Source organism: Mycobacterium sp. NGS39, from assembly GCF_059812765.1.
Map to the genome: position 1 here is coordinate 155,391 of NZ_JCALDH010000005.1, position 17,783 is coordinate 173,173.

20 protein-coding genes are annotated in these 17,783 nt (G+C 65.0%); 18 read left to right on the top strand and 2 right to left on the bottom strand.

Annotated features, from left to right (window positions below; genetic code table 11):
• The first annotated feature begins 2 nt into the window (after positions 1-2).
• The 8 genes from AC5Y39_RS09185 (at position 3) to AC5Y39_RS09220 (ending at position 6,781) form a co-directional block, all read left to right on the top strand.
• The gene (locus AC5Y39_RS09185) at positions 3-923 is read left to right on the top strand and encodes a cation diffusion facilitator family transporter (RefSeq protein ID WP_500018148.1); all 921 of its coding nucleotides are present in this window, start codon (positions 3-5) and stop codon (positions 921-923) included.
• Positions 924-1,013: 90 nt separating this feature from the next.
• Positions 1,014-1,484: a hypothetical protein gene (locus AC5Y39_RS09190; protein WP_500048210.1), complete on the top strand. Its 471-nt coding sequence runs from the start codon at positions 1,014-1,016 to the stop codon at positions 1,482-1,484.
• On the top strand, positions 1,481-1,810 hold the full coding sequence (locus tag AC5Y39_RS09195; RefSeq protein ID WP_499907712.1) for a transcriptional regulator: 330 nt from the start codon (positions 1,481-1,483) through the stop codon (positions 1,808-1,810). The genes AC5Y39_RS09190 and AC5Y39_RS09195 overlap by 4 nt, the downstream gene beginning before the upstream one ends.
• Positions 1,811-1,955: 145 nt before the next feature.
• Positions 1,956-2,873, top strand: coding sequence for an ABC transporter permease (locus AC5Y39_RS09200; protein WP_500018152.1), 918 nt, complete (start codon positions 1,956-1,958; stop codon positions 2,871-2,873).
• Positions 2,870-3,649 carry an ABC transporter ATP-binding protein gene (locus tag AC5Y39_RS09205; protein WP_499907716.1) on the top strand — a complete coding sequence of 260 codons (780 nt, stop codon included), beginning with the start codon at positions 2,870-2,872 and terminating at the stop codon, positions 3,647-3,649. Before AC5Y39_RS09200 ends, AC5Y39_RS09205 begins: the two co-directional genes overlap by 4 nt.
• The gene (locus tag AC5Y39_RS09210) at positions 3,646-4,611 is read left to right on the top strand and encodes an ABC transporter substrate-binding protein (RefSeq protein ID WP_500018154.1); all 966 of its coding nucleotides are present in this window, start codon (positions 3,646-3,648) and stop codon (positions 4,609-4,611) included. The genes AC5Y39_RS09205 and AC5Y39_RS09210 overlap by 4 nt, the downstream gene beginning before the upstream one ends.
• Before the next feature lie 2 nt (positions 4,612-4,613).
• A complete protein-coding gene (locus AC5Y39_RS09215; RefSeq protein ID WP_500018156.1) occupies positions 4,614-5,564 on the top strand; it encodes an asparaginase in 951 nt (316 codons plus the stop codon).
• Positions 5,561-6,781 (top strand): M20 family metallopeptidase, encoded by a 1,221-nt coding sequence (locus tag AC5Y39_RS09220; protein ID WP_500018158.1) that lies wholly within the window; start codon positions 5,561-5,563, stop codon positions 6,779-6,781. The genes AC5Y39_RS09215 and AC5Y39_RS09220 overlap by 4 nt, the downstream gene beginning before the upstream one ends.
• Here the strand turns inward: AC5Y39_RS09220 and AC5Y39_RS09225 are convergent.
• A complete protein-coding gene (locus AC5Y39_RS09225; protein WP_500018160.1) occupies positions 6,767-8,116 on the bottom strand; it encodes an FAD-dependent oxidoreductase in 1,350 nt (449 codons plus the stop codon). The two genes, AC5Y39_RS09220 and AC5Y39_RS09225, sit on opposite strands and share 15 nt — an antisense overlap.
• Before the next feature lie 65 nt (positions 8,117-8,181).
• Between AC5Y39_RS09225 and AC5Y39_RS09230 the strand changes: the two genes are divergently transcribed.
• The 8 genes from AC5Y39_RS09230 (at position 8,182) to AC5Y39_RS09265 (ending at position 15,850) form a co-directional block, all read left to right on the top strand.
• A complete protein-coding gene (locus AC5Y39_RS09230; RefSeq protein ID WP_500018161.1) occupies positions 8,182-9,645 on the top strand; it encodes an APC family permease in 1,464 nt (487 codons plus the stop codon).
• 67 nt (positions 9,646-9,712) lie between these two features.
• The gene (locus AC5Y39_RS09235) at positions 9,713-10,894 is read left to right on the top strand and encodes an alkane 1-monooxygenase (RefSeq protein ID WP_500018164.1); all 1,182 of its coding nucleotides are present in this window, start codon (positions 9,713-9,715) and stop codon (positions 10,892-10,894) included.
• 31 nt (positions 10,895-10,925) lie between these two features.
• Complete coding sequence (locus tag AC5Y39_RS09240; protein WP_499907729.1) at positions 10,926-11,105, top strand: rubredoxin; 180 nt, start codon at positions 10,926-10,928, stop codon at positions 11,103-11,105.
• Positions 11,102-11,731 (top strand): TetR family transcriptional regulator AlkX, encoded by a 630-nt coding sequence (gene alkX, locus AC5Y39_RS09245; RefSeq protein WP_500018166.1) that lies wholly within the window; start codon positions 11,102-11,104, stop codon positions 11,729-11,731. The genes AC5Y39_RS09240 and alkX overlap by 4 nt, the downstream gene beginning before the upstream one ends.
• A 16-nt stretch (positions 11,732-11,747) precedes the next feature.
• A complete protein-coding gene (ahcY, locus tag AC5Y39_RS09250) occupies positions 11,748-13,217 on the top strand; it encodes an adenosylhomocysteinase (protein WP_500018168.1) in 1,470 nt (489 codons plus the stop codon).
• Between the two features lie 234 nt (positions 13,218-13,451).
• Positions 13,452-13,715 carry an RNA 2'-phosphotransferase gene (locus AC5Y39_RS09255; RefSeq protein WP_500018170.1) on the top strand — a complete coding sequence of 88 codons (264 nt, stop codon included), beginning with the start codon at positions 13,452-13,454 and terminating at the stop codon, positions 13,713-13,715.
• Entirely contained in the window at positions 13,693-15,090 is a 1,398-nt protein-coding gene (locus AC5Y39_RS09260) for an Rv0964c family protein (protein ID WP_500018172.1), read from the top strand. The genes AC5Y39_RS09255 and AC5Y39_RS09260 overlap by 23 nt, the downstream gene beginning before the upstream one ends.
• Positions 15,091-15,538: 448 nt before the next feature.
• Positions 15,539-15,850 carry a hypothetical protein gene (locus AC5Y39_RS09265; RefSeq protein WP_500018176.1) on the top strand — a complete coding sequence of 104 codons (312 nt, stop codon included), beginning with the start codon at positions 15,539-15,541 and terminating at the stop codon, positions 15,848-15,850.
• A gap of 14 nt (positions 15,851-15,864) precedes the next feature.
• On the opposite strand, the gene AC5Y39_RS09270 is transcribed toward AC5Y39_RS09265, so the two are convergent.
• Positions 15,865-16,305 carry a hypothetical protein gene (locus AC5Y39_RS09270; protein WP_500018178.1) on the bottom strand — a complete coding sequence of 147 codons (441 nt, stop codon included), beginning with the start codon at positions 16,303-16,305 and terminating at the stop codon, positions 15,865-15,867.
• A 76-nt stretch (positions 16,306-16,381) separates the two neighbouring features.
• Between AC5Y39_RS09270 and AC5Y39_RS09275 the strand changes: the two genes are divergently transcribed.
• Both AC5Y39_RS09275 and mtrA read left to right on the top strand, forming a co-directional pair.
• Positions 16,382-17,020 carry a dTMP kinase gene (locus AC5Y39_RS09275; protein ID WP_500018180.1) on the top strand — a complete coding sequence of 213 codons (639 nt, stop codon included), beginning with the start codon at positions 16,382-16,384 and terminating at the stop codon, positions 17,018-17,020.
• Positions 17,021-17,095: 75 nt separating this feature from the next.
• Positions 17,096-17,782, top strand: coding sequence for a two-component system response regulator MtrA (gene mtrA / locus AC5Y39_RS09280; RefSeq protein ID WP_499907737.1), 687 nt, complete (start codon positions 17,096-17,098; stop codon positions 17,780-17,782).
• The last annotated feature ends 1 nt before the right edge of the window (position 17,783 follow it).

Consider the following 17,783-nt stretch of genomic DNA (forward strand, 5'->3'; position numbering starts at 1 on the left):
GCGTGTCGAGCGAGGGCAGTACGAAGGCGATCTTGGCGGCGTTGGCGGCCAACGCCGGTATCGCGGTAGCGAAGTTCGTCGGCTATCTCATCACCGGCAGCTCGTCGATGCTGGCCGAGGCGGTGCATTCGGTGGCCGACACCTCAAACCAGGCGCTGCTTCTGCTGGGGCAGCGCCGCGCCCGCAAGGAAGCCGACCGCCTGCACCCGTTCGGGTACGGCCGCAGCCGCTACTTCTACTCGTTCGTCGTGGCGCTCGTATTGTTCAGTCTCGGTTCGCTGTTCGCGCTCTACGAGGGCTACCACAAGATCAGCCATCCCGAGCCGTTGACGTCACCGGTCGTGGCGATCGTGATCCTCGCGGTGGCAATTGCCTTAGAGTCGTTCAGTTTACGAACCGCGGTGGTCGAGTCGCGGCCGCTGAAGGGCTCCGGCAGCTGGTGGCGGTTCATCCGCACGTCGCGCAATCCCGAACTGCCCGTCGTGCTGCTCGAGGATCTCGGCGCGCTGACCGGACTGCTGTTCGCATTCATAGGCGTGGGGCTGACGGTCCTCACCGGCGACGCCGTCTGGGACGGCGTCGGCACCATAGCCATCGGTGTGCTGCTCGGTGTGATCGCGATGATCCTCATCGTCGAGATGCACAGCCTGCTGATCGGCGAGGGCGCCACCGGCGAGCAGGAACGCGCGATCCGCGGGGCGCTTGAGGCCACCCCGAACGTCGACCGGGTGATCCACCTGCGCACTCAGTATCTCGGGCCCGAGGAGATGTTGGTCGCCGCCAAGATCGCGTTGTCCCCGGGCAGCGACATGGTGACGGTGGCCCGGGCGATCGACGACGCGGAGGCACGGGTGCGCGAGGCGGTACCGGCCGCACGGGTGATCTATCTCGAGCCAGACCTCGACCGAGCGCTGGCCAGGTAGCCGCCGGACGCGGACGGCGACATCGGACGCTGTCCGACACTTGACTTTCCTGATGGGAAAGAGAAGCGTACTTTCCCACTAGGAAAGTAGGTGGACGTGGCTGACCTGACACCCGATCAGGCGCGCGAGGCGCTGCGCAGGGTCGAGCACGCGCACGATCAAATCGCCAGCGCTGTCGGACTGCCCGGCGGCTATTGGTGGGCAATGGCTGCCGGCTGGCTGGCATTGGGCGTCATAGGTGCCTTCGCGACGATATGGTTCACCAGCGCGGCCACCCTGGCTTTCGGGATGGGACACTCGTTGATCGCGTCGCGGCTGCTGGAAGGCCGACGGCCGAATCCGCGGCTACAAGTCAACGAAGTCGTTGCGGGCCGGCGCATTCCGCTGATTGTGATCGGCATGCTCTTCGGCTTCGTAGCGCTGACAGTGGGGTTGGGGTTTGCGATCCACGCCGATGGCGGCCGCCATGCCGGCATCTGGGCGGCGCTGATCGTGGCCGTCATGATCGGCTTCGGTGGCTCGACAATCTTCACGGGGATTCGCACTCGGCTGCGCACATGAAAGCCCGCTTCGACGAACTGATCCATCAGAGCACGCGGCTGTCGCTGGTGGCTGCTCTCGCGGCTGCCGACTGGGTCGAATTCTCCTACCTCAAGGAGCGCTTCGCTCTGTCGGACTCGGCGTTGTCCAAACAGCTCTCGACTCTCGAGTCCGCCGGGTACGTCACCACACAGCGGCATCCGCGCGGCAGTCGGCGCACCCTCATTGCGCGTCTGACGGACGCGGGCCGTGACGCGTTCGACGGCCATGTCGCCGCCCTGCGGGAAATAGTCGACGAGCCGTTGCGGCAATCCAGCGGTACCCGGTCGCGCATTCGATCAGGCTGATCGAAACACGCGATACCCGTCGGCAGGTGGCGTAATAGCCTGACGACCGAATGTCGTTGCAGCTCAAGCTCTGAGCAAGGTGGCGTAAAGCGCGCCTGATTCGCTCGCGGCCGGCACGCGACGCCGCGTTGCAACCTTCGGCACCGTGTTACGTTTCCTGCCCGACCAGGCCATGCAGGGAGACGAAGTGGTATCGGCGCCGACACGCACACCCGGGCTCACTGCGGTGCGCAGGTCGGCGACCTTGCCCGCCGGAGTGTCGGTGAAGCCGCTGAGGGCACGACGATCCCGCACTGCGCTGCTTCACCGGATCGTCATGGTCGGGCTGCCACTGCTCAGCCTTGTGATGGCGACGGTCGCGTGGGATGCCTCAGTGCGCCTTGAATTGTTTTCGCCGCGCCTGCTGCCTTCACCGGCCGCGGTACTGGACGCGGCGCGGCAGATGTACGCCGACGGGACGTTGCCGGCCGATGCGGCTGCCAGCTTCCGCCGCGCACTGCAGGGCTTCGTTGTCGGCTCGGCCGTGGCCATCGTCGTCGGCACCCTCACCGGACGCAGCAGGATCGCGCGTGGGCTGCTCGAGCCGCTGATTCAGGTGGTGCGTCCGATACCCGCAATTGCGTTGGTGCCGTTGGCGATTCTGTGGTTCGGCATCGGCGAGGAATCCAAGCTGTTCCTGACCAGCCTCGGTGTGTTCTTTCCCGTCTGGGTCAACACCCATGCCGGGATCTCGGCAACCCGCGAAGACCATCTTCGGGTGGCGGCCTCGCTCGGCGCGTCGCGGTGGCTGACGTTCACCAACGTCGTACTGCCCGGCGCGCTGCCGTTCGTCGTGACCGGTTTGCGTCAGGGCATCGCGACGTCACTGATCTTGATCGTGGCGTCGGAGCAGTCCGGGGTGACGGCGGGGCTCGGCTTCAGGCTCGACCAAGCCCGCCTGTTCAGCCAGCCCGACCGGCTTTTCGTCTGTCTTGCCGCGCTGGGGATCGTCGGTGCGATCGCCGATCAGCTGTTCCACCAAGCCACCCGGCACGGTCTGCGGTGGGCGAAAGAACAGTCGTGAGCATCGACATCCAAGGTCTCACCGTGCGCTACGCCGACACGGCGAGGCCCGTGATCGACGGTCTGGACCTCACGATCGCCGCGGGTACGTTCGTGGCCGTGCTCGGACCGTCGGGCTGCGGCAAGTCGACGTTGCTCAATTCCATCGCCGGATTCGTCCGCCCGGCAGCCGGTTTCGTCGCCTTCGACGGAGCGCCGATCACCGGTCCCGGCCGTGAACGTGGCGTCGTGTTCCAGCGCGACGTGTTGTTCCCGTGGGCGTCGGTGGGCAGCAACATCGGTTTCGCGTTGCGCGCCGCACGGCTGCCTCGACGACAGCGGCCCGAGCGGATCGCCGAATTGCTCGAGTCGGTCGGCCTGGCGCCGTCGGTGGCCAAGAAGCTGCCGCACGAACTGTCCGGCGGCATGCGTCAGCGGGTGGGAATCGCCCGCGCACTGGCCAACAATCCGCGGGTGTTGCTGATGGACGAACCTTTCGGGGCGCTCGACGCGCTGACCCGCCAGCAGATGCAAGACCTGGTGACCGAACTGTGGGAGAACCGCGGAAGCACAGTCGTTTTCGTGACGCACGACGTCGACGAAGCCATCCGGATCGCGTCCTCGATCGTGGTGATGGACCGCGAGGGCACGGTGGCCGCGCACCTGGCAAACCCGCTGCCGAGGCCTCGAACCGCAAGCCGGCTGGGTGAATTCGAAGAGTACGCGGCGCTGCGCCGCCAGTTGCACGATCTGCTGCTGGCCGAGTCCGCGTCGGCTGCTACGAGGGAGCACATATGACACGGGCACGACGTTTCGCCGCGGTTCTTTTCGCCTCGCTGCTGGGTCTGGGCTTCGCTGCCGCCTGCGCCGACAGTCAAGAGTCCGCCTCGACTCTGACGCTGGGCTGGGTGGTCGATCCGTGCTGGGCACAGGTGCCCGTCGCCGACGAGCTCGGCTACTTCGCGCAGAACGGCGTAACGGTCAAGGTGGTGCCGTTTCCCACCGGTGCTGCGGCATTGGAGGCGCTCGCGGGCGGCGCAGTCGACGTCGCCAATGGCGGTGACGTCCCGACGTCTGCCGCAGTGCTGAAGAATCCGCGGCTACGGGTGATCGCCGACGGGGCGCGCTGGCCGGAAGGCCGGTTCGTGGTCCGGCGGTCGTCGGGCATCGACTCCATCGCTGCGCTGGCGGGCCACAAGATCGCGGTACCGCTGGGCAGCAGCGCCCACTACTTCGCGACCAAGTTCCTGGCCGAAGCCAACGTGACCGCCGACCTCATCCAGACCGGTCCGGCAGAGATCGTCACCGCGATCGTCAACCACAACGTCGACGCGATCGCGGTGTTCCAGCCCGCGCTGGCCAAAGCTGTCCAGGCTCTCGGCGATGACCAACTCCAGTTGCAAGGCAGGCAGAAGTACAACCAGCACAGTCTCTACCTCGCCAACGACGACGTCGTCACATCGAAGAAGGCCGTGATCGCCAAGTTCATCTCGGCAATACGGCAGGCCGACGCTCCGTTGACCCAGAAGAATCCAGCCGCGTTGTCCGCGGTCGCGAAAGCCGTTGGGCTAGAACGGAATCTGATCGACTCGGTGTCTTCGGAGTTCGTCTTCCGCACTGAGCTCGGACCGGAACTGGCCGCAGACCTGGCCGATCGTGCACGCTGGGCGCAAAGCATTGGCCGCGTGCCCGCGGAGCAGCCGATCCCGGACTACCAGTCGGTGATCGTGCCGTCGTTCCTCGAGGCGGGTAAGTCCTGACCGTGGTCCACCTTCTGGCCCTCGGCGGCACGATCTCGATGCGTGAGGCCGCAACCGGGGCGGTGCCGAGCATCGATGCCGCGGACGTGTCGGGCCAGGTCGGCGGTTTCCGCAGCGCCGAGGGGCTGGCACTGGTCGGCGGTTCCGAAGTCGACTTTGCGCTTTTGGAACGGCTCGTGTTCCGAGCCCGCGAGGTGGTGTCCGAGGGAGCCGACGGCATCGTCGTGACCACCGGAACGGACTCCATCGAAGAGGTTGCGACATGGCTGGCATATCGCGACAACTGGCCGGTGCCATTGGTGGTCACCGGCGCCATGATCGTGGGGACGCGGCCGGACAGTGACGGACGCGCGAATCTGGCGGACGCCTTGGCGGTGGCGGCGTCGGGCGCCGACGTCGATCCGGTCGTCGTGTTCGGCGGGAAGGTTTTCGACGGCCGCGAGGTGGTGAAGGTTTCCGGTCTGGCGCGCGATGCTTTCGATGCACCGGGTCGCGGTCCGATCGGGTATGTGGTTGCGGGGCAGGCTCGTTGGCATCGCCACTGCGCGCGTCTGAAGGCGCACGGTGACCCCGCCGGCCCGATTGTCGGAGTCCCGGTGGTGCTGGCCGCGCTCGGTGACGACGGCACTGTGCTGCGGGCCGCGGGCCGCGGGCAGCGGGCGATCGTGGTCGCGGCGAACGGCGCCGGAAACCTGCCGCCGCGCCAAGCCGCTGCGGTCAGGGAACTGATCGACAACGGCACGCTGGTGGTCATCACCAGCCGAGCGGTCGACGCGCGCGTGGCACCGGTCTACGGTTACCCGGGCGGTGTCGCCGGCCTTCAGGCGTATGGGGCCGAGCTGGCCGACGGACTCACTCCGCACCGCGCGCGGCTGCTCGTCACTCTAGGCCTCGCGCAAGGGCTCGGCCACGACCAACTGCGGGCGATGATCCGCTCAGAAGTGCGGCCATGACCGGCTTCGCCGTCGCGCCTTCGGTGAACCGCCGCGAACTCGCCGATCTGGCGGTCCGTCTGGTCGCGACTGGTCAGCCGTGGTGCGAGAACAGCCTCGACGGCCCCGCACGACCTCCGGAGGAAGAGCGCATCGCGCGTCCACTCGCCGAACTGCTGCGCGGGTGGGGCTTCTCGGTGGAGCTGATCGGGCGCACACCGCAGCGGCCAAACGTCGTCGCGTCCATGAGATTCGGAGACGGCCCGACGTTGATGCTCAACGACCACCTCGACACCTACCCGTCCGGGCCACCCAGCCGCTGGCACGTCTGCCGTGAAAGCCCTTACACCGCAGTCGAACTGGACGGCCGCCTCTACGGCCGTGGTACCTCCGACACCCGAGCGAACCTGGCAGCGCTGTTGACCGCCGCCAAACGTCTCGCCGACGATCCGCCACCGCGAGGAACCTTGCTTGTGGTGCTGACGGCCGACGAAGAGCGCAACGGCGTCGAGGGGTCGAAGTATCTGGTCGAGGAATGCGGCTTGCGGCCCGACGCGTCGATCACAGTCGAGCCGACGGCGTGGACGCAGGGTGATCGGCGGGGGATCGCGCTGGCCGTCGCGCAGACCGGCCACGCGCTGCTCGACATCACCGCGCGTGGACGGTCGAGCCACATCTGGCGACCTGACACCGGCGCTAACCCGGCGCAGTACCTGGCCGAGGCGTTGGCAGACCTGCACGCCAATCCCGTGCGGGGATGGCCGATCTCGGTCGTGGGCTTGCATGCCGGGGAAGCCGGCATGGCCCAGTTCACACCGCTGGTGGCGACAGCACGAGTCGCGGCGGTCAACGTCGGGCCCGACGTGGTCGCGGGCCAGCTGTTAGCGGAATTCCACCGGCGCCTTTCGCTCTCCAGACCCGACGGCATCGACGTCAGCGTGGATTTTGTCGACGGACCCACATTCGTCGCCGGAACCGAACGGCTCGACGACGACGGCCCATTGGTGGCAGCGGTCAGCGACGCTTATCGCGAGGTCACCGGTGAGGCCGTCCGCACGTACACCAAGCCGGCGTTCAACGACACGATCCGCTTCCGCCACGCCGGAATTCCTGCCGTCACCTTTGGGCCGGGCGACGACGGATGGGCGGTGTACGACGAGAGTATTTCGCTGGACGCAATGGCGACGGCAGTGCAGGTGCTCGAACAGGCCGTGCGGACTTTCCTAGGCGGGCACTGATGCCACGCGACCCGGCGCGCGGCGGTTGCGGTTGCGCTCGGCCAGCCAGGCCCGCATGTTGTGGCGCACCGCCCGACCGATGATCCGCCCGTTCGGAACCATGTACAAGCTGTCGAGGAGAGAGAACCGGCGCAAAAACCATTCGGCCAGAACAGGTTCCGTCTCGGCGGCGCTGAGGAACTGTTCGTACAGGCTGCCGACGGGCCGATACCACCGCGGTACCGTGCCGCTGGCGTTGTGGAACATGAAATCGCCGATCGCGTTCATCGTCCACACCGGAAAGGTGGTCTTCGCGGTGGCGCGGTTCAGCGCCGGTGCGATGTCGTCGTCGCCGGATGCCAGCGCCCGCTGCAGATGGCCCGCCTGAAGCGACGTCATCGTCATGCCCTGGCCGTAGGTCGGGTTGAAGCTGACCACGGCGTCGCCGAACGGGACGATGCCGGCGGGGAATCGGGTGAGCTTGTCGTAGCGGCGCCAGCGGCTGGTCGGATACTGGTGGAACGCGATGTCACCGATCGGCGTGGCCTGCCGGATCGCCGCGGCATGGTCGGGCAGCACGACGTCGGCGACGTCGCACATCTGCGAAAAGGTCTGCGGCGGTTGCACTTTGCCGACGCCGAAAGTGGTCATGCCCCAGGTGCCGTCCTCGTAGTAGAGCATCCCGATGCCCACCGGCTGCGCCCGCGACGCCCCGGCCACCACCACCTTCTCCTCGATCAGTCCCTCGGGGATGCGCAGCTGCTGCGTCGCATATCCGATGCCGACGTCGACCGTGTCCTCCACAGGGCGCTCAAAACCCCACTCCTGTAACCACACCGGCAACCGGGTTCCGCGACCCGTGGCGTCGACGACGAGGTCGGCGTCCACGATCTGCCCGTCGTCCAGCACGACCCCGGTCACCCGCTGTGCGGCCGCGTCGAACTGCGGCCTGCTCACCGACCGCTGCTGGATCGTGACGTTCGGCAGCCAGGCGGTGCGGCGCCGGATCTGCCATTCCAGGTGCGGCCGGCTCGGCACGTAGGTGGTGAACGTGTCCTCGAGTTCGGTGGGGATGCCCAGCAGATGCCCGGCCGCACCGAAGTGAATGGACCCCGGCTGATCCTCGAGGATGGGCACGCCCGCGGCCACCATGTCGTCGAGCAGTCCGGGAAACAGCGCGCCGAATTCCTGCGCGCCGCGCGACATGAGGATGTGCACGTGCCGGCCCTGCGGCACCGCCGCCCGGTTCGCGGGACGCTCGGGCAGGTCGTCGCGGTCGAACAGGGTCACGCGGTCGTAGAAATCGGACAGCACGCGCCCGGCGCACAGCCCTGCGATGCTGGCTCCGATCACCACTGCGTGTTTTCGTTTCGGCGCTATGAGGGCACAGTAGAGCAACACTCGGGAGGAAGACGAGAACTATGGACCTGCGCACCAAATCGGTCGAGCAGTCGATCGAAGACACCGACGAAGAAGGCACCCGGCTCCGCAAAGATCTGAGCTGGTGGGACCTGACCGTCTTCGGGGTTTCGGTGGTGGTCGGGGCCGGCATCTTCACCATCACCGCGTCGACTGCCGGCAATCTCACCGGCCCGGCGATCTCGGTGTCGTTTTTGATCGCCGCGGTCGCGTGCGGGCTGGCCGCGCTCTGCTATGCGGAATTCGCGTCGACGGTGCCGGTTGCGGGCAGTGCCTACACCTTCTCGTATGCGACGTTCGGCGAGTTCGTCGCCTGGGTAATCGGCTGGGATCTGATCCTCGAGTTTGCCGTCGGTGCCGCGGTGGTGGCCAAGAGCTGGTCGACGTACCTTGGCACGGTATTCGGATTCCGCGGCGGCACAACGGATCTCGGCCCGGTCACGCTGGACTGGGGAGCCCTGCTGATCATCGCGGTGCTGACCACGCTGCTGGCCTTGGGCACCAAGCTGTCGGCGAACGTCAGCGCCGTGATCACCGCGATCAAGGTCTCGGTGGTGCTGTTGGTGGTCGTCGTCGGCGCCTTCTACGTCAAAGCGTCCAACTTCTCGCCGTTCGTGCCGGCCCCTCAGCCAAGCCCGTCGCAGGCCGACCAGTCGGTGTTCTCGCTGCTGACGGGAGCAGGCGGCAGCACCTATGGGTGGTACGGGGTGCTCGCGGGGGCTTCGATCGTGTTCTTCGCGTTCATCGGCTTCGACGTCGTCGCCACCACCGCCGAGGAAACCAAGAAGCCTCAGCGCGACGTGCCCCGCGGCATCCTGGCCACGCTCGCGATCGTCACCGTGCTCTACGTCGCCGTATCGATTGTGCTGTCCGGGATGGTGCGGTACACGCAGCTCAAAGACACCGCCGACGGTGGCCACGCCAACCTCGCGACCGCGTTCAAGGAACACGGCGTGACGTGGGCAGCCGAGGTGATCTCCATCGGCGCGCTGGCCGGGCTGACGACGGTGGTGATGGTGCTGATCCTCGGGCAGACCCGCGTGCTGTTCGCGATGTCGCGTGACGGTCTGCTGCCGCGGCAGCTGGCCAAGACCGGCTCGCGTGGCACGCCGGTGCGCATCACCGTGCTGGTCGGAGTGCTGATCGCGCTGGCGGCATCGGTGTTTCCGATCGGCAAGCTCGAGGAGATGGTGAACGTCGGCACGCTGTTCGCATTCGTGCTGGTGTCAGCGGGCGTGATGATTCTGCGCCGCACGCGGCCGGACCTGCATCGCGACTTCCGGACGCCGTGGGTGCCGTGGCTGCCCATCGCGGCGATCGCGGCGTGCCTGTGGCTGATGCTGAACCTCACGCTGCTGACCTGGATCCGGTTCGCGGTCTGGATGCTGGCCGGGATCGTCGTCTACTTCGCGTACGGCCGTCGGCACTCGTTGCAAGGTCGCCGCGCAGTGGAGGCAGCGGTCTGAGCTGCATCGTTTACAAATTGTGTGTCAATGTCTAGACAGAGGACAAATTGGGCGTTATCGTAAACGCATGGACACACAGCAATGGCACGACACCAAGCGGTACCTGTGGCTGACGGGGCTGGTGGCGCCCACGGCGTTGTTCGCCGTGCTTCCGCTGGTCTGGGCGATGAACCGGGCCGGTTGGCACACCGCCGCTCAGTTGCCGCTGTGGATCGGCCCGCTGCTGCTGTTCGTGGTTCTGCCGCTGCTCGACCTGAAGTTCGGCGCCGACGGTCAGAACCCGCCGGACGAGGTGATGGAGCGACTCGAGAACGACAAGTACTACCGGTACTGCACGTATGCGTTCATTCCGCTGCAGTACGCCAGTGTGGTGCTGGGCGCGTACCTCTTCACGGCCCAGCACGTGTCCTGGCTGGGCTTCGACGGATCGCTGGGCTGGCTCGGCAAGATCGGTGTCGCCCTATCGGTGGGGGTGCTCGGCGGCGTGGGAATCAACACCGCACACGAGCTGGGACACAAGAAGGACGCGCTGGAGCGCTGGCTGTCCAAGATCACGCTGGCGCAGAGCTGCTACGGGCATTTCTTCGTCGAGCACAACCGCGGCCACCACGTGCGCGTCGCCACCCCTGAAGACCCGGCCAGCGCGCGGATGGGTGAAACGCTGTGGATGTTCTTGCCGCGCAGCATCTTTGGTGGCCTGCGTTCGTCGTGGGAATTGGAGGCCCAGCGGATGCGGCGAATGGGCAAGAGTCCGTTGAGCATTCGCAACGAGGTGCTCAACGCGTGGCTGATGTCGGTGGTGTTGTGGGGTGTGCTGCTGGCGGTGTTCGGCTGGGGCCTGATTCCGTTCATCGTGATCCAGGCGGTCTTGGGCGTGGGCCTGCTGGAAGCCGTGAACTATTTGGAGCACTACGGGCTGCTGCGGCAGAAGACGGCCAACGGTCGCTACGAGCGGTGCACGCCGCAGCACAGCTGGAACTCCGATCACATCGTCACCAACATCTTCCTGTACCACCTGCAGCGACACAGTGACCATCACGCCAACCCGACGCGGCGCTATCAGACGCTGCGCAGTTTCGACGAAGCGCCGAACCTGCCGAGCGGATACGCCAGCATGATCATGCTGACGCTGGTCCCGCCGCTGTGGCGCAGGGTGATGGACCCGCGGGTGCTGGCGCACTACGACGGCGACATCACCCGGGCGCACGTGCACCCACGATGGGGATTTCGGTGCGCGAACATGCGCTGAGCGCCCGAAATCGCAACCCGAAAGAGGAGAAATGGACTACAAGCTCTACCGCTGCATCCAGTGCGGCTTCGAGTACGACGAGGCGGTGGGCTGGCCTGAGGACGGCATAGCCGCCGGCACCCGCTGGGACGACATCCCCGACGACTGGAGCTGCCCGGACTGCGGGGCGGCCAAGGCCGACTTCGAGATGGTCGAGATCGCCCGCGCGTGACGGTTACTCTCGCGCGTGTGAAGCAGCGACTTCCGTATGCGGAGGCCTCGCGCGCGCTGCTGCGCGACTCGATCCTCGACGGCATGCGGGATCTGCTGCTCAGCCGCGACTGGTCGGCGATCACGCTGGCCGACGTGGCGCGCGCCGCGGGGATCAGCCGGCAGACCATCTACAACGAATTCGGATCGCGCCAAGGCTTGGCCCAGGGCTATGCGCTGCGGCTGGCCGACCGCCTCGTCGACGTCATCGACGAGCAGATCCAGCAGAACCAAGGCGACATCTACGCCGCGTTCCGGCAAGGGTTCGGATCGTTTTTCGCCGAGTCGGCCGCCGACCCGCTGGTGATCTCGTTGCTCAACGGTGAAGCAAAACCCGACCTGCTTCAGCTGATCACGACCGACAGCGCGCCTATCATCAACCACTGCTCGCAGCGGCTGACCTCGTCGTTCATGAACAGCTGGGTCAAGGCGTCTGAAGAAGACGCCGGGGTGCTGGCGCGCGCGATCGTGCGGCTGGCCATGAGTTACGTGTCGATGCCTCCCGAGGCCGATCACGACGTCGCCGACGACCTAGCCAGGCTCATGACACCGTTCGCCGAGCGATACGGTGTCATCGACACAGATTGAGCTTGAGAAGGACGAGATGACGACTCTAGAAAACAGCCTGATGGCCGATGTCCGCAACGGCGTCGAATACAAGGTGGCCGACCTGTCGCTAGCCGACTTCGGCCGCAAGGAAATCCGGCTGGCCGAGCATGAGATGCCGGGCCTGATGGCGCTGCGCCGCGAGTATGCGGAAGTGCAGCCGCTCAAGGGTGCGCGTATCTCCGGGTCGCTGCACATGACGGTGCAAACCGCGGTGCTGATCGAGACCCTGGTGAGCCTGGGCGCCGAAGTGCGCTGGGCGAGCTGCAACATCTTCTCCACCCAGGACCACGCGGCCGCGGCCGTCGTCGTCGGCCCCCACGGGACAGCCGAAGAGCCGCAAGGGGTTCCGGTGTTTGCGTGGAAGGGCGAGACGCTCGAGGAGTACTGGTGGGCCACCGAGCAGATGCTGACGTGGCCGGGCGAGCCGGTGAACATGATCCTCGACGACGGCGGTGACGCCACCATGATGGTGCTGCGCGGCGCCGAGTTCGAGAAGCAAGGCGTGGTTCCGCCGGCAGAGGACGACGACCCAACCGAGTGGAAGGTGTTCGTGGCGCGGCTGCGGGAGCGCTTCGAGTCCGACAAGACGAAGTGGACGAAGATCGCCGAGTCGGTCAAGGGCGTCACCGAGGAGACGACGACGGGTGTGCTCCGGCTCTACCAGTACGCGGCCGCCGGTGAGCTGACGTTCCCGGCGATCAACGTTAACGACTCCGTCACCAAATCCAAGTTCGACAACAAGTACGGCACCCGGCACTCGTTGATCGACGGCATCAACCGCGGCACCGACGTGCTGATCGGCGGCAAAAACGTGCTGATCTGCGGCTACGGCGACGTCGGCAAGGGCTGTGCTGAGTCGCTGAAGGGCCAGGGCGCGCGCGTCACGGTCACCGAGATCGACCCAATCAACGCATTGCAGGCGTTGATGGAAGGCTTCGACGTCAAGACCGTCGAGGATGCGATCGCCGACGCCGACATCGTGATCACCGCGACCGGCAACAAGGACATCATCACGCTCGATCACATGCGGGCGATGAAGGACAAGGCAATCCTGGGCAACATCGGCCACTTCGACAACGAGATCGACATGGCCGCGCTGGAGCGCTCAGGCGCCAAGCGGATCAACATCAAGCCGCAGGTCGACGAGTGGGTGTTCGACAGCGGCAAGTCGATCATCGTGCTGAGTGAGGGCCGGCTGCTGAACCTGGGCAATGCGACCGGGCACCCGTCGTTCGTGATGAGCAACAGCTTCTCCAATCAGGTGATCGCGCAGATCGAGCTGTGGACGAAGAACGACGAGTACGACAACGAGGTGTACCGGCTGCCCAAGAAGCTCGACGAGAAGGTGGCCCGCATCCACGTCGAAGCACTGGGCGGGCATCTGACCAAGCTCACCAAGGAGCAGGCTGAGTACATCGGCGTCGACGTCGAGGGCCCGTACAAGGCGGAGCACTACCGCTACTGATTTTCGGCGGCGTCGAGCCTGCGTCCAGATCGCGAAAACGTCGGGAATTGCGATCTGAGCGCAGTCTCGACGCGGGCCCGGTGAGAGACGCCAAAATTGGTGCGAATTCGCGCGTGCCACTCGTGTTAGCGTCCAAGAATCGCCTAACGAAAGGTCGATTGAGTGGGCTCAGTGCGAATATGCGTTAACCCGAACGACGTTCAGCACGGTTCCTCCCGCGCAGGTACGGCTGCGATGGACGCCGCGGCCGAGTGTGCAACGCACGCAGCAGGACTGGCCACCGCCGCCGCCGGATGGGTCGGATCTTCGCTGACGGCGCTGGAGGAATTGGCGGCGCACTGGAAGTGGCGCGACGAGCTACATCAAACACAGGCGTACCGCTTGGCAAGCAGAATGGCGACTGCTGCTCAGCTCTACATTGACCAGGAGGAGGCGTCCGCCGCGGCGCTTCGCAACTTGTGTATTCGCGACGATCATGGCGCCGCTGACAATCTCTGACATCCAACGTTGGGATCCGGCGGCAATCGGTGAGGTTTTTCGGATCTCGAAGGATCGAGCCGGCACCTTTGAGAATTTCGGCACCAATTTACAAGCCGTGACCAATGGGCTCGCCGACTGGGAAGGCCAGGGCGGGGACGCGTTTCGACATGCTGTAGGCAAAGTTCGTAGAGACATCGACGCTTCCGGGCATCAGTCGACAGCAGTAGCGAATGCCATAGCCCGAGCCGAGAACGATGTCTTTGACGTCAAACGCCAACTGGCCGCCGCGTTACAACTGGCGCGAGACCGCAATATCGCCGTCACGGACTCGGGCGTCGTGCTGTTTCCGTCACCGCCTGTAACGGCGGCGAGGGTTGCCGACTATCAGTCCGTCTTGCTTGCCGTCGCTTCTGCAATGGGACGCGCCGCCAAGGTCGACGAGGAGATCGCCACAGCAATCCGAGCAGCTGTCGGCGAGCAATCGCTGACTCCTGACGGCTCTCCGAACGGCTTACGACAAGACGACTCCGCGCGAATGCGCGCGTCGGCCGAGGCGTTCCAGCAGGTGTTCGGGCGACCGCCCAAGAGCACTCTTGATTGGGAAACAGCGGAGGTGCTGAACCCCCATAGCTACAACCCGTTATATCAAGGTGTCGATCCGCAGATTGTAGTCGCTCGAATCCGCCCGGTGCCAGGACAAGGTCTCGTTCGCATGGCGCAGTACATCGAACAACGCGATGTGTGGAGCTGGCCGCTCGGTAGGCGCGATTTCGGAAACAACCGACTGGCTGACGCAGCGTTTGACCCGGAGATCACCAAGGTAACGACCTACATTGACTACGAGAACGGCATTGTAGTGATGAGGCAGAATCCTTCGGTCGAACTCGCGCCTAATGGGGGGCCTGGATCAGTAAGGGTGGAGGCCCCAAAGGGCCGGGTGTGGCAACTCGACGACGGGTCGGTGCGCATTCGATACGACGCGGCCAACCCATACGCACCCGAAGTTGCGAAGCACCCTCCGGAACCGTTTGCAAGCCATGCCTTCACTGTGAATGGCGACATAGTGTTTACCCCTGAGTCCAGCGGTGTCCGGGTAGACGGAATTCGTACTGATTACCCCTCGATGGAGGTATATCAAGACCTGCCAAACGGAACTACTCGCACAGTTCTCATAGATCCGGCTGACTCCGGCCGGTCCAACGGGCCGATCATGAACCTTCCGTTTCACCACGAGATCGGTACCGGCGGACGCGCCTTCGAGCCTTTCAACAGGGGCGGATGGAATCCCCAATTCGATGTGCCAACTCCGCTGCAGTCAACAGACCTGGGACCAGTCTCAGCCCCGCCGTCGGTATCCTCGAAGTCAGTGCCGGCCGCGCCGGGGTACTACTAATTTACTGTTACGCATGCCTGGACGCCCACAATAGAAACAGATCGTGCGATAGGGTCAAGCTACCGTCTAAGGCTCCGTCTACTTTCGTAACAAGCTGTCGATCAATGGAAAGGTAGGCTTCCATTTCACCCACTACGCGCTCCGAGCCAATGGATGCCATAGCTTGGTCCTGGGCCACTTGGACCGCGCCATTCGTAACTCAACTTGTGGTCGGCGCAACCCTCATCTGTATGTGGTTGTTGGGAAAGACCGAATATTTCAAACAGTCCCATGAACGAGGCTGGTTGCTGTCCTCGGCGGGTATCTCGACGTTGGCGGGTCTGCTGATCGCAGGGTTATTTGCCTTCTCCCGTTCGCCGCGCGCGCGGGGCCTCGCCGTCAGTATGGCCGGCTGCTCACTTGCCGTCCTTCTCGGTGCGTCGATTTTTGCGTTTTGGATGTTTCGGTGGTGAGCGAGCACAGCGAGCATTGCGCGGTGATCCAGGACCGCTATGGTCCCGTCAGTTTTCTGTCGACACTCATCACTATCTTCCTTCTGAATTCTTACCTCTGGTTCTTGGGTCCGTACGCCATCATCGGTTTTCCGATATTTCTACCGCCGATATTGATCGTTCTGGTAGTTGCGATCTTCCTTGCCAGAAGCACTGGCAGAGTAAGCCAGGCTGGCCGAGGAATATTGATCGGTCTCCTCTCGGTGCCGGCCGCGATAGCGATTTTCGTCACCGGCTTCATCGTGGCGAACGCCATCGGGCCGATTTAGGCCGGCCGTCGCGACTAACGCACTGTCACATCGAGCGCAAATCGTCCGGCGACGTGCGGTGGATAGGCATTGTCCTGCTGAACCAGCGTGACGTGGACGGTTCCCGCTCGTGCCGCCCGATACCTACTCGTGAAGGTGCCACCGTTTTTGTCAGCAGGGCCAGGCTCGTATTTTCCCCCGAGATGCTCGAGGATCGTGACGTCGTACTTTTCCTCATCGTGCCACTGACATTTGGATTTCTCATAGTCGTCCGGCAAGACGATGTCGAGCACCTGACCGCTGTTCAGCTCGATATGCCGTCCATTGAGAGATTCATTCACCGTCACGTCCGCTAGGCCGAAGAACTCGTAGCGCAGGCTCGACTGACACCCGGCCACGAGCAGCAGGCACGCCACCGCCATCGGCAATCTCGAGCACACGTCCACCTCCGGCTGAGTTGGCATCAGCACCACCATTTGAACACGTCGCTGCCCCTGGACTCGCCGAGCTCAGTAGGTCCGTGCCGTAGCGAACTCGCGTACGTTGTCCGGTGTGGCGGGGGTCCTCATTGCGATCGAAGGCGTCGACGGCGCCGGCAAGCGCACCTTGTGCGACGGCCTGCGGGCGCAGTATGAGCGGAACCACAGATCGGTCGCGATGCTTTCGTTCCCGCGCTACGGGCATTCGGTGAGCGCGGACATCGCCGCCGAGGCGCTTCACGGCGACCATGGCGATCTCGCGTCGTCGGTGTATGCGATGGCGGTGTTGTTCGCACTGGATCGCGCCGCCGCGCGTGACGAGATCCACCACCTCAAGGCCACGCACGACGTCGTCATCCTCGACCGCTACGTCGCCTCCAACGCCGCCTACAGCGCCGCGCGGCTGCGCCAGGACGCCGACGGTGAGGTGGTCGAATGGGTGAAGAGGCTCGAATACGAGCGGCTTCACATGCCGGCCCCGGATTGGCAGGTGCTTCTCGATGTGCCCGCCGACCTGGCGAAGGCCCGCGCGCAACATCGCGAGGCCACCGAGGACAGCCGGGCCCGCGACTCCTATGAACGTGACGACGACCTGCAGCGCCGCACCGGTGAGGTGTACCGGGGGCTCGCCGAGAACGACTTCGGCGGGCCCTGGAAGATCGCGCGCGCCGACGTCAACACGGCGGTGCTGGCAAGCTTCCTGTTTCCGTGAGTCAAGCGACGCGTTGCGCCTTATTCCAGGACATGCGCGTGTGGTAGCCGGGTTTTATCCCGATCTGGTGACACCATGGACACCATGAGGCAAAGGATTCTTGTGGTCGACGACGATCCATCGCTCGCCGAGATGCTCACCATCGTGCTGCGCGGCGAGGGTTTCGACACGGCGGTGATCGGCGACGGCTCCCAAGCACTCACCGCGGTACGCGAACTTCGCCCCGATCTGGTGCTGCTTGACCTGATGCTGCCGGGGATGAACGGCATCGACGTGTGCCGGGTGCTGCGGGCGGACTCCGGCGTGCCGATCGTGATGCTGACCGCCAAGACCGACACCGTGGACGTCGTCCTCGGTCTGGAGTCCGGCGCCGACGATTACGTGATGAAGCCGTTCAAGCCAAAGGAGCTGGTGGCACGGGTGCGCGCGCGGCTTCGGCGCAACGATGACGAGCCCGCTGAGATCCTGTCGATCGCCGACGTCGACATCGACGTGCCCGCCCACAAGGTGACCCGTCAAGGCGAGCAGATCTCGCTGACCCCGCTGGAGTTCGACCTGCTGGTGGCGTTGGCGCGTAAACCGCGGCAGGTGTTTACTCGTGATGTGCTGCTCGAACAGGTGTGGGGATACCGGCATCCCGCCGACACCCGTTTGGTCAACGTGCACGTTCAGCGGCTGCGGGCCAAGGTCGAGAAGGATCCCGAGAACCCGCAAGTGGTGCTGACTGTTCGAGGAGTGGGATACAAGGCCGGCCCTCCGTGAT

Bases quoted from the DNA above. Each gene is read 5' to 3' on its own strand.
- AC5Y39_RS09195 (WP_499907712.1), top strand. From the start codon at position 1,481: ATGAAAGCCCGCTTCGACGAACTGATCCATCAGAGCACGCGGCTGTCG.
- AC5Y39_RS09210 (WP_500018154.1), top strand. From the start codon at position 3,646: ATGACACGGGCACGACGTTTCGCCGCGGTTCTTTTCGCCTCGCTGCTG.
- AC5Y39_RS09220 (WP_500018158.1), top strand. From the start codon at position 5,561: ATGACCGGCTTCGCCGTCGCGCCTTCGGTGAACCGCCGCGAACTCGCC.
- AC5Y39_RS09230 (WP_500018161.1), top strand. From the start codon at position 8,182: ATGGACCTGCGCACCAAATCGGTCGAGCAGTCGATCGAAGACACCGAC.
- AC5Y39_RS09235 (WP_500018164.1), top strand. From the start codon at position 9,713: ATGGACACACAGCAATGGCACGACACCAAGCGGTACCTGTGGCTGACG.
- AC5Y39_RS09240 (WP_499907729.1), top strand. From the start codon at position 10,926: ATGGACTACAAGCTCTACCGCTGCATCCAGTGCGGCTTCGAGTACGAC.
- ahcY (WP_500018168.1), top strand. From the start codon at position 11,748: ATGACGACTCTAGAAAACAGCCTGATGGCCGATGTCCGCAACGGCGTC.
- AC5Y39_RS09255 (WP_500018170.1), top strand. From the start codon at position 13,452: ATGGACGCCGCGGCCGAGTGTGCAACGCACGCAGCAGGACTGGCCACC.
- AC5Y39_RS09260 (WP_500018172.1), top strand. From the start codon at position 13,693: ATGGCGCCGCTGACAATCTCTGACATCCAACGTTGGGATCCGGCGGCA.
- AC5Y39_RS09270 (WP_500018178.1), bottom strand. From the start codon at position 16,305: ATGGTGGTGCTGATGCCAACTCAGCCGGAGGTGGACGTGTGCTCGAGA.
- mtrA (WP_499907737.1), top strand. From the start codon at position 17,096: ATGGACACCATGAGGCAAAGGATTCTTGTGGTCGACGACGATCCATCG.